Below are 14,471 nucleotides of genomic sequence, written 5' to 3' on the forward strand. Positions count from 1 at the left end.
CGGACGGCACGATCTCCTTCCTGGAGGTCAACACCCGCCTCCAGGTCGAACACCCGGTCACCGAGGAGGTCGCCGGCATCGACCTCGTCCGCGAGATGTTCCGCATCGCCGACGGCGAGGAACTCGGCTACGGCGACCCCGCCCTGCGCGGCCACTCCTTCGAGTTCCGCATCAACGGCGAAGACCCGGGACGCAACTTCCTGCCCGCCCCCGGCACGGTGACGCTGTTCGCCCCGCCGTCCGGTCCGGGCGTGCGCCTGGACGCGGGTGTCGAGTCCGGCAGCGTGATCGGGCCGGCCTGGGACTCCCTGCTCGCCAAGCTGATCGTCACCGGCGCCACCCGCGAGCAGGCGCTCCAGCGCGCCGCCCGAGCCCTGGAGGAGTTCCAGGTCGAGGGCATGGCGACGGCGATCCCGTTCCACCGCGCGGTGGTCCAGGACCCGGCCTTCGCCCCCGAACTCACCGGTTCCGCCGACCCGTTCACGGTCCACACCCGCTGGATCGAGACCGAGTTCGTCAACGAGATCCCCGCGTTCACGGCCCCCGCGGACACGGACACCGACGAGGAGCCGGGCCGCGAGACGGTTGTCGTCGAGGTCGGCGGCAAGCGCCTCGAGGTCTCGCTGCCGTCCTCGCTGGGCATGTCCCTGGCCCGCACCGGCCTCGCGGCCGGCGCCAAGCCGAAGCGCCGCGCGGCCAAGAAGTCCGGCCCGGTAGCCTCCGGTGACACCCTCGCCTCGCCCATGCAGGGCACGATCGTCAAGGTCGCGGTCGAGGAGGGCCAGGAGGTCAAGGAGGGCGACCTCGTCGTCGTCCTGGAGGCCATGAAGATGGAACAGCCCCTCAACGCCCACCGCTCCGGCACCATCAAGGGCCTGAGCGCGGAGGTCGGCGCGTCCATCACGTCCGGCGCCGCGATCTGCGAGATCAAGGACTGACGACACGGTCGTACGACATCCGAAGCGCCCGCCGAACCGAGCAATCGGTCCGCCGGGCGCTTCGGCGTCTGCGGCAGACGGCATCGCCTTCCCCACGCCGAGCCACAGCCCGTCCCTCCGGGCCGGGGACCGATGGCCGGGGACCGGGGACCGGGGGCCGGACAATTCGTCACCTCAGCCGGGTGAGCGGCCGGGATGTTCCGGGTCGGGGTGGGTTCGGATCTCGCTGATCACGGACCAGGCGACCGACACCATCGGGACGGCGACGACCGCGCCGATCACACCGGCGAGGATGCCGCCCGAGATGACGGACAGGGCCACGACCACCGGGTGCAGCCGGACCGCCCAGCTCAGCACGAGCGGGTGCAGGACATGGCCCTCGATCTGGCCGACGACCACGATCATGGCGAGCACCACGAGCGCGATGACCGGCCCCCGTGACGCCAGCGCGACGACCGTGGCCACGGCCAGCGCGATGGGCGAGCCCACCAGCGGGATGAACGCGGCGAAGAACTCCAGCAGGGTCAGCGGCAGGGCCAGCGGCACGCGCAGCGCGAACAGGGCGATCCCGACCAGTACGGCGTTGGTGGCGGCCACGATGATGATGCCGCGGGTGTACCCGGCGAACGTCCGCCACGCGGCCCGTCCCCCGCGGCCCCAGGGATCCCGGGCGCCCTCGGGCAGCAGGCCCTGGAACCAGTGCCAGAACCTGTCCCCGGAGTGGATGAAGAAGAGCGAACAGAACAGCGCGAGCACCGCTCCGGTCAGCACCTCCACCGCCCGCCCGACGCCGCTGAGGGCGCTGCTGATCAGCGTGGAGCGGTGCTCCTTGACGTACGTCGTCACCTTGCCCTGAAAGTTCGACAGCACAGTGTGGCGGACGCGGAAGGGAGGGCCCTCCAGCCACCGCTGGATCCGCCCGATGCCCCCGGCGAACTGCTGCCCCAACTGGTCCCACTCGCCCGCGACCAGGCCGCCGACCAGCGCCAGCAGCCCGAGCATCAGCACCAGACTGCCCATCACGCTCACCACGACGGCCAGGGACCGTGGCATGCGCCGCGCCAGCAGATCGGCCAGGGGACGCAGCACCGAGGTCACCACCAGCGCGAGGAACAGCGCCACGGCGACCAGTTGCAAGCGGCCCAGGATCTTGAAGGCCGCGTACACGGCCACCCCGAGCACCAGCAGCCGCCATGCGTACGCCGCGGCCACCCGCAGCCCCTGGTTCACCGGCACGTCGTCGCGCTCCGCGGCACGCCGGATCGCCGTCCTCGCCGTACGGGCCCGTGCCACCGACTTCACTCCACGGGCGGGCCGACTCCCCAGGGCGACGTACCGCATCCGTCGCCGGTGCGAACGGCGCGATCCGTCGTTCACCTGTGTGTCACCGCCTCCCGTCGCCGTGTCAGGGACAGGTTGCGGGTGGACGAGGAGTCATCGCAAGCCGGGATGCATGCGGACAAACCGCACCCGTACGCCGTGAGCTGCGCCGCTTCCCCGTAGCGCGGCCGGGGGACGGCCGAGTGGGGCGTGCCCGGCGTACGCCATACGGCCCATGGGGGTGCACGCCGGTCGAGTCGGTCAGCGGCGGCGCAAATCCGCCACTCGCGCCCGCTCTCCCGGGGACTGCTCGCCCAGGACGGTAGCGCTGCGCAACTGCGGTCCCGCACCGGGCACCTGGCCGCGGCGCGGACCGGGGAGGGGCATGTCCCGGCGCGGCTGGCGCCCCGCCGGGACGGTATCCCCTCCCGCGCCGCCGCCCGACTGTCCGGCCACCGCGATCTGTACGCCCTGGTCCGCCAGGGCCTGCAGTTCGGTGACCGCGCGGTCGTCGTGCGCGGGCGGCTCGTCCGTGACCAGGCGGGTGATCAGATCGGTCGGCACCGTCTGGAACATGGTGTCGGTGCCGAGCTTGGTGTGGTCGGCGAGGACGACGACCTCCGCGGCGGCCTGCACCAGCGCGCGGTCGACGGACGCCGACAGCATGTTGGAGGTGGAGAGCCCGCGCTCGGCGGTGAGCCCACTGCCGGAGAGGAAGGCCCGCGTGACCCGCAGCCCCTGGAGGGACTGCTCGGCGCCGCTGCCGACCAGAGCGTAGTTGGAACCGCGCAGGGTGCCGCCGGTCATCACGACCTCGACGCGGTTGGCATGGGCCAGCGCCTGCGCCACCAGCAGGGAGTTGGTGACGACGGTCAGCCCGGGCACCCGCGCGAGCCGGCGCGCCAGCTCCTGCGTAGTGGTGCCCGCGCCCACCACGATGGCCTCGCCCTCTTCGACGAGACCCGCGGCGAGATCGGCGATGGCCGTCTTCTCGGCGGTCGCGAGATGCGATTTCTGCGGAAAGCCGGACTCCCGCGTGAACCCGCCCGGCAATACCGCACCGCCATGCCGGCGGTCGAGGAGTCCTTCTGCCTCCAGTGCGCGCACGTCCCGCCGTACGGTCACTTCGGAGGTCTGGACGACGCGGGCGAGCTCACGGAGCGACACGGCCCCGTTCGCTCGCACCATTTCGAGGATCAATTGGCGACGTTCTGCAGCGAACACGAAACTGACAGTAACCCCAACGACCGTCTGCTTTCAGCAGTTTGCGCCGAATAACAGAAGTTGTTCGCATGGCAGTACGTGAAGTGGTATACGCGCCTAGTCGCGCCGCCTATGCCGTACGAATGGTCGACAACTCCCCGTGACCAGCGGGAAGTCGGGACGGGACGTCAGCCTTCGTCGCCCGCCTTGCGGGTGTGCAACTGCCGTGCCACCTCGGCGATCGAGCCCGAAAGGGAGGGGTACACGGTGAACGCGTTCGCGATCTGTTCGACCGTCAGATTGTTGTCGACCGCGATCGAGATGGGATGGATCAGTTCCGAGGCGCGCGGCGCGACGACCACGCCACCGACGATGATCCCGGTACCGGGGCGGCAGAAGATCTTGACGAAGCCGTCCCGGATGCCCTGCATCTTGGCGCGCGGGTTGCGCAGCAGGGGCAGCTTGACGACCCGGGCGTCGATCTTGCCCGCGTCCACGTCGGCCTGCGAGTAGCCGACGGTGGCGATCTCGGGGTCGGTGAAGACGTTGGACGAGACGGTCTTCAGGTTCAGCGGAGCGACCGCGTCACCCAGGAAGTGGTACACGGCGATACGTCCCTGCATCGCCGCGACGGAGGCGAGGGCGAAGACGCCCGTCACGTCACCGGCGGCGTACACGCCCGGGGCGGTGGTCCTGGAGACCTTGTCGGTCCAGATGTGCCCGGAGTCCCTGACCCTGACCCCGGCCTCCTCCAGACCCATGCCGCTGCTGTTCGGGATGGCGCCGACGGCCATCAGACAGTGCGAGCCGCTGATGACCCGGCCGTCGGAGAGCGTGACCTCGACCCGGTCGCCGACCCGCTTGACGGACTCGGCGCGGGAGCGGGCCATGACGTTCATGCCACGGCGCCGGAACACGTCCTCCAGTACGGCGGCGGCGTCCGGGTCCTCGCCCGGCAGCACGCGGTCGCGGCTGGAGACGAGCGTGACGCGTGACCCGAGCGCCTGGTAGGCACCGGCGAACTCGGCGCCGGTGACACCGGAACCGACGACGATGAGCTCCTCCGGGAGCTCGTCGAGGTCGTAGACCTGCGTCCAGTTCAGAATCCGCTCGCCGTCCGGCTGCGCGTCGGGCAGCTCACGCGGATGCCCGCCGGTGGCGATCAGCACCGCGTCGGCGACGAGCGTCTCCTCGGTCCCGTCCGCGGCCCGTACGACGACCTTGCGCGAGCCGTCCAGGGACTGCATGCCCTCCAGTCGCCCACGCCCGCGCAGCACCCGCGCGCCGGCCCGCGTCACGGAGGCCGTGATGTCGTGCGACTGGGCGAGCGCGAGCCGCTTCACACGCCGGTTGACCTTCCCGAGGTCGACGCCGACGACCCTGGCCGCCTGCTCCGCGGGAGGGGTGTCATCGGCGACGATGATCCCCAGCTCCTCGTACGACGAGTCGAAGGTGGTCATCACCTCGGCCGTCGCGATAAGGGTCTTCGACGGCACGCAGTCGGTGAGCACCGACGCCCCGCCCAGACCGTCGCAGTCGACGACGGTCACCTCCGCGCCGAGCTGGGCGGCAACCAGCGCCGCCTCATATCCGCCGGGTCCGCCACCGATGATCACGATCCGAGTCACGTACTCCATTGTCCCGCACGCTTCAAGATGCTTCCGCCCGGGGGCCGCGCCCGCCCGCATCCGAGCCCCATCCGTTATGCGCTCATCCGTTATGCGCTGATGCGTTCTGTTACGCAAGAGGCTCCTGTGTTCCCTGCCGTACCCTCGACCTCATGTCGCTCTACGCCGCCTACGCCGGCAATCTCGACCCGCGGCTCATGACGCGCCGCGCCCCGCACTCGCCGCTGCGCGCCACGGGCTGGCTGAACGGCTGGCGGCTGACGTTCGGGGGCGAGCACATGGGCTGGGAAGGCGCGCTGGTGACCCTCGTCGAGGCGCCCCGCTCGCAGGTCTTCGTGGCGCTGTACGACATCGCCCCCCTGGACGAGGACTCCATGGACCGCTGGGAGGGCGTGGGCCTCGACATATATCGCCGGATGCGCGTACGGGTGCACACGCTGGAGGGCGAGGAACCCGCGTGGGTGTACGTACTGAACGGATACGAGGGCGGACTCCCCTCCGCGCGCTACCTCGGTGAGATCGCCGACGCGGCGGAGTCGGCGGGCGCGCCCCACGACTATGTGATGGAGCTGCGCAAGCGTCCCTGCTGAGGGGCCCTTCCGCGCCCCGGGCGACCCTGCCGACGACGCCCCTCGTGGGAAACGCCGGTCCACCCCGTTCCCACCCCTTCGTTGGAAACGACAAGACAACGATCGCAAGACCGTGACCTCTGTCATCTACGCGCGTAGGCCCAGACCGGCTACCCTCATGCGCGTGAACGCATCTCTTCTTCCGGACGACATCCAGGGCGACCCCCACGCCGCCGCTGACGCCGCGGCCACCCGCCTGCGGGAGCTCACGGGCGCCGAGACCCACGACGTCGCGCTCGTGATGGGCTCCGGCTGGGCTCCGGCCGTGGACGCCCTCGGCACCCCCGAGGCCGAGTTCCCGGTCACCGAGCTGCCCGGGTTCCCCCCGCCGGCGGTCGAGGGGCACGGCGGCAAGATCCGCTCGTACAAGGTCGGTGACAAGCGGGCCCTGGTCTTCCTCGGCCGCACCCACTACTACGAGGGCCGCGGGGTCGCCGCCGTCGCGCACGGCGTGCGTACCGCCGTCGCCGCGGGCTGCAAGACCATCGTGCTCACCAACGGCTGCGGTGGTCTGCGCGCGGACATGCGCCCCGGCCAGCCGGTGCTGATCAGCGACCACATCAACCTGACGGCGACGTCCCCGATCGTCGGGGCGAACTTCGTCGACCTCACCGACCTGTACTCGCCGCGGCTGCGCACCCTCTGCAAGGAGGTCGACCCCACCCTGGAGGAGGGCGTCTACGCGCAGTTCACCGGGCCGCACTACGAGACGCCGGCCGAGATCCGGATGGCCCGTGTCCTCGGCGCGGACCTCGTCGGCATGTCGACGGTTCTCGAAGCGATCGCCGCGCGTGAGGCCGGTGCGGAGGTGCTCGGCATCTCCCTCGTCACCAACCTCGCCGCCGGTATGACGGGCGAGCCCCTCAACCACGAAGAGGTCCTCCAGGCCGGCCGCGACTCCGCGACCCGCATGGGCGCCCTCCTCACCCAGGTCCTGGACCGCCTGTAGGGGTCCCGTCCCCCACCTGGGGTGCGTTCTTCGACTGCGGGGCAGTGGGGGCCGGCCGCGCAGTTCCCCGCGCCCCTGGGGCACGGGGCTGCGCCCCGGCGCCCCATCGGCCTGGAGGCTTTTAGGGGCGCGGGGAACCGCGCGACCGGCCCCCACCGGCCGTCGGCCAAAAGACGACGGCGGACGGGGGATGCGGGGCGAAGCCCCCGCCCCAGGGGCGCGGGGAACTGCGCGCCCGGCCCCCACCCACCCGCAGCCGACGGTCGCACCCAGGGGGTCCGGGGGCGGAGCCCCCGGGGATGGGTCGGGTAGGGGCGGCGGGGGCGAGAGAAGGCACCCTGGCCGGGTACACAGCAAGGGCACCACAGACAGAGAGGTTCACCCGACGTGCAGGACGAACTCATCGCACGGGCCGAGACGTGGCTCGCCGAGGACCCCGACCCGGACACCCGCGAGGAGCTCGCCGAGCTCATCGCCGCCAAGGACGTCCCCGAGCTCACCGCACGCTTCAGCGGCACCCTCCAGTTCGGCACCGCCGGCCTGCGGGGCGAACTCGGCGCGGGCCCGATGCGCATGAACCGCGCGGTCGTCATCCGCGCCGCCGCCGGCCTCGCCGCGTACCTCAGGAAGCAGGGCGAGACGGACGGCCTCGTCGTCATCGGCTACGACGCCCGCCACAAGTCCGCCGACTTCGCCCGCGACACCGCCGCGGTGATGACGGGCGCGGGCCTGCGCGCCGCCGTCCTCCCCCGCCCCCTGCCCACGCCCGTCCTGGCGTACGCCATACGGCATCTCGGCGCCGTGGCCGGCGTGGAGGTCACCGCCAGCCACAACCCGCCCCGCGACAACGGCTACAAGGTCTACCTGGGCGACGGTTCGCAGATCGTCCCCCCGGCGGACGCCGAGATCGCCGCCGAGATCGCCGCAGTCGGCGGCCTCGCCGACGTCCCCCGCCCGGACTCCGGCTGGGAGACCCTCGACGAGGGCGTCCTGAACGCCTACCTGGCCCGTACGGACGCCGTCCTCGCCCAGGACTCCCCCCGCACCGCCCGCACGGTCTACACGGCGATGCACGGTGTCGGCAAGGACGTCCTGCTCGCCGCCTTCGCCCGGGCCGGCTTCCCGGAGCCCGTGCTCGTCGCCGAGCAGGCGGAACCGGACCCCGACTTTCCCACCGTCGCCTTCCCCAACCCGGAAGAGCCCGGCGCGATGGACCTGGCCTTCGCGAAGGCCCGCGAGACCGACCCCGACCTGATCATCGCCAACGACCCGGACGCGGACCGTTGCGCGGTGGCCGTCAGGGACGGTGCCGACTGGCGCATGCTGCGCGGCGACGAGGTCGGCGCGCTGCTCGCCCAGCACCTGGTGAACCGCGGCGCGCGCGGCACCTTCGCGGAGTCGATCGTCTCCTCCTCCCTCCTCGGCCGGATCGCCGAGAAGGCGGGCCTCCCCTACGAGGAGACCCTCACCGGCTTCAAGTGGATCGCCCGGGTGGAGGGCCTGCGCTACGGCTACGAGGAGGCGCTCGGTTACTGCGTCGACCCGGACGGCGTACGCGACAAGGACGGCATCACGGCGGCCCTGCTCATCACGGAACTCGCCGCCGAGCTGAAGGAAGCGGGCCGCACCCTCCTCGACCTCCTCGACGACATCGCCGTGGCGCACGGTCTGCACGCCACCGACCAGCTCTCGGTCCGCGTGGAGGACCTGTCGGTCATCGCGAACGCGATGGGCCGGCTGCGCGAGCAGCCCCCGACGGAGCTGGCTGGTCTGTCCATCACCAGGTCCGAGGACCTGACGAAGGGCACGGACACGCTGCCGCCGACCGACGGGCTGCGCTACACGCTGGACGGCGCCCGCGTCATCGTCCGCCCCAGCGGCACCGAGCCGAAGCTGAAGTGCTACCTGGAGGTCGTGGTCCCGGTCGGCTCGCACGCCGAGCTGCCCACGGCCCACGCGAAGGCCGCCGAGCTGCTCGCGGAGATCAAGCGGGACCTGTCGGCGGCGGCCGGCATCTGATCCCGCGGCCTCCGATCCCGCATCTCGGATCCCGCGCCCCCGCGAGGGCCCAAGTCCAGGACTCAGCCACGTACGGGTGATTTCCGCCCGGCAGTTGACGCAGCGCTCCGGTGCGCCACCATCCGACCGAGGAACGGTTGGCGGTAGCGCACCGCCGAGCCCCTGGAGCTGCCGCGTGTCCTCGACCGCTTCCCGGCCGACATCCTCCCCACCCCGGAACGCTCCCGGCGAACTCCCCGCGACCACGAACACGAACACGAGTACGGGCACGAGCACGGGTGCGGGGACGAGCAGGAGCACGGACATCCTGTGCTCCCTCCGCACCCAGCTGCGCCGGGCGGCCCCCGCCCTGCTCGCCTACGGGGCCGTACGCCTCGTGAGTCTGCTGGTCCTCACCCTGTGGGCGCACCATCAACACCACGGCGTGTGGCCCGTCCTGGCCACGCAGTGGGACGCGGACTGGTACCTGGGCATCGCCCAGCACGGCTACGCCCACCACCTGGGCACCCGGTACGACGCGAACAACCTCGCGTTCTTCCCGCTGTACCCGATCCTGGTCAAGGCGGCCGCGGTCCTGACCCCGGGTACGCGCGCCACGACGGGCCTGGCGATCTCGATCGTCGCCTCCTTCCTCGCCGCGTGGGGGATCTTCGCCGTCGGCCACCATCTCCATGGCCGGCGCGTGGCCCTGCTGCTGACCTTCCTGTGGGCGGCTCTCCCGGTCGGCCAGGTCCAGTGGATGGGTTACACGGAGTCCCTCTTCACAGCGTTCGCCGCCTGGTCGCTGTACGCGGTGCTCACCGGCCGCTGGCTCTGGGCGGGCGCCTTGGCGTCGTTGTCGGGCCTGACCCGCCCGACGGGCATCGCGACGGCGGCCGCGGTCACCGTCACGGCCCTGCTCTCCCTGCGGCGCCGCTTCTCGCCCCGCGTCCTCGCGGCCGCGGCCCTCGCCCCGGCGGGCTGGTTCGCCTACGTCGGCTGGGTGGGCGTGCGCCTGGGCCGATGGGACGGCTACTTCGCCGTGCAGCGGCTGTGGCACAACGACTGGGACGGCGGCGCGGAGACCCTGCGCCGTATGCGGGAGGTCCTCGCGCAGGACTCCAGACCGGAGCTGTTCCTGGTGATGGTCACGCTCACGCTGATCGTGTCGGTGGCCCTCTACACCCTGGGCGCCTGGGACCGGCAGCCGCTCCCTCTGCTGGTCTTCACCGGCGTCCTGCTGCTGATCGTGCTGGGCAGCGGCGGCGTCTACTTCCCCCGCGCCCGCTTCCTCCTGCCCGGCTTCCCGCTCCTGATCCCGCTGGCCCTCCATCTTTCCCGGGCCTCACCCCGCTTCCGGGCCCTCGCCGTGACCACGGCGCTACTGGGTTCGGCGTACTGGAGCGCGTACATGGCGCTGGTGTGGCCGAGCGCACCCTGAGCGGGCGTCCGTACAGCACCGCCCCTGGATTCGAACGTCTCTCGATTCACGGGGAATTGGGCTGTCGCATGCTCCTCGGCTGCCTGCTCCGTCCCCGCGCGTCTCACGCCGGAGGCAAGCGCGGATGTGCTCCTCACCCCGGGCGGCCTGATGCCGTACGGGGCGAGGGGGCGACGGGTCAGGGCCCGCAGGGCCCGCCCTGCGCGACGACGGACACCGGTCCGCCGCACCGCCCCGGTGTCACCCCACCGCCAGCAGGATCGCCAGGACCACGGCCCCCGCGACCGCGGGACCGATGACCTCGTACGCCCACCGCACGCTCACCTCGCCCTGCGCGCCCTCCGCGGCCGCCCGGGCCTCGGCGAGTTCGCGCAGGTCGTCCATGGCCTGGTCGGAGTGCGAACGGGTGGGCCCGCTCGCCACCGAGGAGGTGCGGCCGCTGCTGTCGGCGGCGGCGTTGCGCGCCTGCCGTCGGGCCGCGGCCTTGCGGCCGCGCAGGGAGACGGGGATCGCCCAGAGCTGGAACTTGGCGCCCTCGGCGTCGACCACCTCGTTGGAGTACCCGGAGCGCAGTGAGGCGACCTTGCTCCAGGGCAGCACGACGACACGGAACGGGTTACGGACGCGCAGCCGGTCCTCGTTGGCGTAGACGGCGGGGCGCAGCGTGAAGGCGGCCACCAGCGGAACCAGGAGGATCAGCGCGGCGAGTGCCAGCCAGGGGGTGCGGCCGTGGCCGGAGACCAGCGCGTCGATGCCGAGCCAGCCCGTGATGGCGAGCAGCAGTACGCCGCCCGCGATACCGGCGTGCGACCGGTAGATCCGGTCCTGCGACTCGGGTCGCGAGGCGTCCGGCACGGGTGGCTGGTCATCCGGGGTCGTCATGCCTCCGATTCTGCCCGACGCCCCCTGAACACTTCCTTCACCCCCGCCCCACGCCGCCGCTTCGTTACAGGCAGCGGGGGCCGCGCCCCGAATCCCCCGGCGTGGGCTCCCCCACACCCACCCCCGGGGCTGTACAGCCGCTACGCGCGTAGATATGCTCAGCTCGTGACCATGCCCACCACTGCACCCGCACTCGGCGACGTAACCGCGTCGGACAGCACGCTGCGCCGCTTCCTCCACGGGCTCCCCGGCGTCGACACGGTCGGCCTGGAGGCGCGCGCCGCCTCGCTCGGCACCCGTTCCATCAAGACGACCGCGAAGGCGTACGCCATCGACCTCGCCATCTCGATGGTCGACCTGACCACGCTGGAAGGCGCGGACACCCCGGGCAAGGTCCGGGCGCTCGGCGCCAAGGCGGTCCACCCCGACCCCACGGACCGTACAACACCCAGCACCGCGGCCGTCTGCGTGTACCCCGACATGGTGGCCACCGCCAAGGACGCCGTCGCCGGCTCCGGCGTGAAGGTCGCCTCGGTCGCCACCGCCTTCCCGGCCGGCCGCGCGGCCCTCGACGTGAAGCTCGCCGACGTACGCGACGCGGTCGCCGCCGGCGCCGACGAGATCGACATGGTCATCGACCGCGGGGCGTTCCTCGCGGGCAAGTACATGAAGGTGTACGACGAGATCACCGCCGTGAAGGAGGCCTGCGGGACCAGCGCCCGTCTGAAGGTCATCTTCGAGACCGGCGAGCTCTCGACGTACGACAACATCCGCCGCGCGAGCTGGCTCGGCATGCTGGCCGGCGCGGACTTCATCAAGACCTCGACCGGCAAGGTCGCCGTCAACGCGACCCCGGCGAACACGCTCCTCATGCTGGAGGCGGTCCGCGACTTCCGCGCCCAGACCGGCGTCCAGGTCGGCGTGAAGCCCGCCGGCGGCATCCGCACCACCAAGGACGCCATCAAGTTCCTGGTCCTGGTGAACGAGACCGCGGGCGCGGACTGGCTGGACAACCACTGGTTCCGCTTCGGCGCGTCCTCGCTCCTGAACGACCTGCTGATGCAGCGTCAGAAGCTGGCCACCGGCCGCTACTCCGGCCCCGACTACGTGACGGTGGACTGATCACCATGGCATCCGCATCCGCTTTCGAGTACGCACCGGCGCCCGAGTCCCGCTCCGTCGTCGACATCGCGCCCTCCTACGGCCTGTTCATCGACGGCGAGTTCACCGAGGCCGCGGACGGCAAGGTCTTCAAGACCGTCTCCCCCTCCACCGAAGAGGTCCTGTCCGAGGTCGCCCAGGCGGGCGCGGAGGACGTGGACCGCGCCGTGAAGGCCGCCCGCAGGGCCTTCGAGAAGTGGTCGGCGCTGCCGGGCTCCGAGCGCGCCAAGTACCTCTTCCGCATCGCCCGGATCATCCAGGAGCGCAGCCGCGAGCTCGCCGTCCTGGAGACCCTCGACAACGGCAAGCCGATCAAGGAGACCCGCGACGCCGACCTCCCCCTGGTCGCCGCGCACTTCTTCTACTACGCGGGCTGGGCCGACAAGCTCGACCACGCCGGTTTCGGCGCGAACCCCCGCCCCCTGGGCGTCGCGGGCCAGGTCATCCCCTGGAACTTCCCCCTCCTGATGCTGGCGTGGAAGATCGCCCCGGCGCTGGCGACCGGCAACACGGTCGTCCTCAAGCCCGCCGAGACGACCCCCCTGTCCGCCCTGTTCTTCGCGGACATCTGCCGCCAGGCGGGCCTGCCCAAGGGCGTCGTCAACATCCTTCCGGGATACGGCGACGCGGGCGCCGCGCTCGTCGAGCACCCCGACGTGAACAAGGTGGCCTTCACCGGCTCCACCGCCGTCGGCAAGGCGATCGCCCGCCAGGTCGCGGGCACGGACAAGAAGGTCACCCTCGAACTCGGCGGCAAGGGCGCGAACATCGTCTTCGACGACGCCCCCATCGACCAGGCCGTCGAGGGCGTCGTCACCGGCATCTTCTTCAACCAGGGCCAGGTCTGCTGCGCGGGCTCCCGTCTCCTCGTCCAGGAGTCGATCCACGACGAGCTGCTCGACTCGCTCAAGCGCCGTCTGTCCACCCTCCGCCTCGGCGACCCCCTGGACAAGAACACGGACATCGGCGCGATCAACTCCGCCGAGCAGCTGTCCCGCATCACCTCGCTCGTCGAGCAGGGCGAGGCCGAGGGCGCCGAGCGCTGGTCCCCGGCCTGCGAACTCCCCTCCTCCGGCTACTGGTTCGCCCCGACGCTCTTCACGAACGTCACCCAGGCGCACACCATCGCGCGCGACGAGATCTTCGGCCCGGTCCTGTCCGTCCTCACCTTCCGGACCCCCGACGAGGCCGTCGCCAAGGCCAACAACTCCCAGTACGGCCTCTCCGCCGGCATCTGGACCGAGAAGGGCTCCCGGATCCTGGCCGTCGCGAGCAAGCTGCGCGCGGGCGTCATCTGGTCCAACACGTTCAACAAGTTCGATCCGACCTCGCCGTTCGGCGGTTACAAGGAGTCGGGCTTCGGCCGCGAGGGCGGTCGCCACGGCCTGGAGGCGTACCTCGATGTCTGAGAAGACCGACAAGACCGAGCAGCAGCGACTGAGCGTCTTCAAGACCTACAAGCTGTACGTGGGCGGGAAGTTCCCGCGTTCCGAGAGCGGCCGGGTGTACGAGGTGACCGACTCCAAGGGCAAGTGGCTGGCCAACGCGCCCCTCTCCTCCCGCAAGGACGCCCGTGACGCCGTGGTCGCCGCCCGCAAGGCGTTCGGCGGCTGGTCCGGTGCGACGGCGTACAACCGCGGTCAGATCCTCTACCGCGTCGCGGAGATGCTGGAGGGCCGCAGGGACCAGTTCGTCCGTGAGGTCGCGGACGCGGAGGGCCTGTCGAAGTCCAAGGCCGCCGCGGTCGTCGACGCGGCCATCGACCGCTGGGTCTGGTACGCGGGCTGGACCGACAAGATCGCCCAGGTGGTGGGCGGCGGCAACCCGGTCGCGGGCCCCTTCTTCAACCTGTCCACCCCGGAGCCGACGGGCGTCGTCACCGTCCTCGCGCCCCAGGAGTCGTCCTTCCTGGGCCTGGTCTCGGTGATCGCCCCGGTGATCGCGACCGGCAACACGGTGGTCGTGATCGCGAGCGAGAAGTCCCCGCTCCCGGCGCTGTCGCTGGGCGAGGTGCTGGCCACCTCCGACCTTCCGGGCGGTGTCGTCAACGTCCTCTCCGGAAAGACGGCGGAGATCGCGGCGCCCCTCGCCGCGCACCAGGACGTCAACGCGATCGACCTCGCGGGCGCGGACGACGTACTGGCGAAGGAGCTGGAGATCGCCGCGGCCGACAACCTGAAGCGCGTCGTCCGTCCACAGGCTGTGGATTACTCGCGGACGCCCGGCATCGAGCGCCTGACGGCCTTCCTGGAGACGAAGACGGTCTGGCACCCGACGGGCGCGCTCGGCGCCTCCGGCTCGTCCTACTGAGCGGTTCCCCGC

General features: G+C 71.5%; 12 protein-coding genes. 8 read left to right on the forward strand and 4 right to left on the reverse strand.

Going from position 1 to position 14,471, the window contains the following annotated elements; genetic code table 11:
• The coding region (locus tag AQJ27_RS12435) for a biotin/lipoyl-containing protein (protein WP_159064349.1) at nt 1-938 on the forward strand (938 nt) is incomplete at its 5' end.
• A 174-nt stretch (nt 939-1,112) separates the two neighbouring features.
• On the opposite strand, the gene AQJ27_RS12440 is transcribed toward AQJ27_RS12435, so the two are convergent.
• From AQJ27_RS12440 to AQJ27_RS12450, 3 genes are all read right to left on the reverse strand, one after another.
• The gene (locus tag AQJ27_RS12440; protein WP_079064932.1) at nt 1,113-2,279 is read right to left on the reverse strand and encodes an AI-2E family transporter; all 1,167 of its coding nucleotides are present in this window, start codon (nt 2,277-2,279) and stop codon (nt 1,113-1,115) included.
• A gap of 240 nt (nt 2,280-2,519) precedes the next feature.
• Nucleotides 2,520-3,482 (reverse strand): DeoR/GlpR family DNA-binding transcription regulator, encoded by a 963-nt coding sequence (locus AQJ27_RS12445; protein WP_079064933.1) that lies wholly within the window; start codon nt 3,480-3,482, stop codon nt 2,520-2,522.
• A gap of 167 nt (nt 3,483-3,649) precedes the next feature.
• Nucleotides 3,650-5,098, reverse strand: coding sequence for an NAD(P)H-quinone dehydrogenase (locus AQJ27_RS12450; protein WP_067366501.1), 1,449 nt, complete (start codon nt 5,096-5,098; stop codon nt 3,650-3,652).
• A gap of 143 nt (nt 5,099-5,241) precedes the next feature.
• Here AQJ27_RS12450 and AQJ27_RS12455 point away from each other — a divergent pair, with 143 nt between their 5' ends.
• The 4 genes from AQJ27_RS12455 to AQJ27_RS12470 all read left to right on the forward strand — a co-directional run bounded on the left by AQJ27_RS12455 (nt 5,242) and on the right by AQJ27_RS12470 (nt 10,106).
• Nucleotides 5,242-5,679, forward strand: coding sequence for a gamma-glutamylcyclotransferase family protein (locus AQJ27_RS12455; RefSeq protein WP_054233631.1), 438 nt, complete (start codon nt 5,242-5,244; stop codon nt 5,677-5,679).
• Between the two features lie 163 nt (nt 5,680-5,842).
• Entirely contained in the window at nt 5,843-6,667 is an 825-nt protein-coding gene (locus AQJ27_RS12460) for a purine-nucleoside phosphorylase (RefSeq protein WP_067367767.1), read from the forward strand.
• Nucleotides 6,668-7,054: 387 nt separating this feature from the next.
• Nucleotides 7,055-8,686, forward strand: coding sequence for a phospho-sugar mutase (locus AQJ27_RS12465; protein ID WP_067366503.1), 1,632 nt, complete (start codon nt 7,055-7,057; stop codon nt 8,684-8,686).
• Between the two features lie 175 nt (nt 8,687-8,861).
• On the forward strand, nt 8,862-10,106 hold the full coding sequence (locus AQJ27_RS12470) for a glycosyltransferase family 39 protein (RefSeq protein WP_067366506.1): 1,245 nt from the start codon (nt 8,862-8,864) through the stop codon (nt 10,104-10,106).
• Between the two features lie 240 nt (nt 10,107-10,346).
• Here the strand turns inward: AQJ27_RS12470 and AQJ27_RS12475 are convergent, their stop codons facing one another.
• On the reverse strand, nt 10,347-10,988 hold the full coding sequence (locus tag AQJ27_RS12475; RefSeq protein WP_067366509.1) for a PH domain-containing protein: 642 nt from the start codon (nt 10,986-10,988) through the stop codon (nt 10,347-10,349).
• A gap of 171 nt (nt 10,989-11,159) precedes the next feature.
• Here AQJ27_RS12475 and deoC point away from each other — a divergent pair, with 171 nt between their 5' ends.
• Genes deoC through AQJ27_RS12490 form a run of 3 tightly spaced genes read left to right on the forward strand, consistent with a single transcriptional unit; the run spans nt 11,160 to nt 14,459 of the window.
• Entirely contained in the window at nt 11,160-12,110 is a 951-nt protein-coding gene (deoC, locus tag AQJ27_RS12480; protein WP_067367770.1) for a deoxyribose-phosphate aldolase, read from the forward strand.
• 5 nt (nt 12,111-12,115) lie between these two features.
• Entirely contained in the window at nt 12,116-13,558 is a 1,443-nt protein-coding gene (locus AQJ27_RS12485; RefSeq protein WP_054233636.1) for an aldehyde dehydrogenase family protein, read from the forward strand.
• Nucleotides 13,551-14,459: an aldehyde dehydrogenase family protein gene (locus AQJ27_RS12490; protein WP_067366512.1), complete on the forward strand. Its 909-nt coding sequence runs from the start codon at nt 13,551-13,553 to the stop codon at nt 14,457-14,459. The genes AQJ27_RS12485 and AQJ27_RS12490 overlap by 8 nt, the downstream gene beginning before the upstream one ends.
• Nucleotides 14,460-14,471: the final 12 nt, after the last annotated feature.

The sequence above is a fragment of the Streptomyces olivochromogenes genome, from assembly GCF_001514115.1.
GTDB lineage: Bacteria > Actinomycetota > Actinomycetes > Streptomycetales > Streptomycetaceae > Streptomyces > Streptomyces olivochromogenes.

What these genes read in the sequence shown, in the direction of transcription:
- AQJ27_RS12455 (WP_054233631.1), top strand. Translation starts at nt 5,242, where the DNA reads ATGTCGCTCTACGCCGCCTACGCCGGCAATCTCGACCCGCGGCTCATG.
- AQJ27_RS12440 (WP_079064932.1), bottom strand. Translation starts at nt 2,279, where the DNA reads ATGCGGTACGTCGCCCTGGGGAGTCGGCCCGCCCGTGGAGTGAAGTCG.
- deoC (WP_067367770.1), top strand. Translation starts at nt 11,160, where the DNA reads ATGCCCACCACTGCACCCGCACTCGGCGACGTAACCGCGTCGGACAGC.
- AQJ27_RS12475 (WP_067366509.1), bottom strand. Translation starts at nt 10,988, where the DNA reads ATGACGACCCCGGATGACCAGCCACCCGTGCCGGACGCCTCGCGACCC.
- AQJ27_RS12450 (WP_067366501.1), bottom strand. Translation starts at nt 5,098, where the DNA reads ATGGAGTACGTGACTCGGATCGTGATCATCGGTGGCGGACCCGGCGGA.
- AQJ27_RS12490 (WP_067366512.1), top strand. Translation starts at nt 13,551, where the DNA reads ATGTCTGAGAAGACCGACAAGACCGAGCAGCAGCGACTGAGCGTCTTC.
- AQJ27_RS12485 (WP_054233636.1), top strand. Translation starts at nt 12,116, where the DNA reads ATGGCATCCGCATCCGCTTTCGAGTACGCACCGGCGCCCGAGTCCCGC.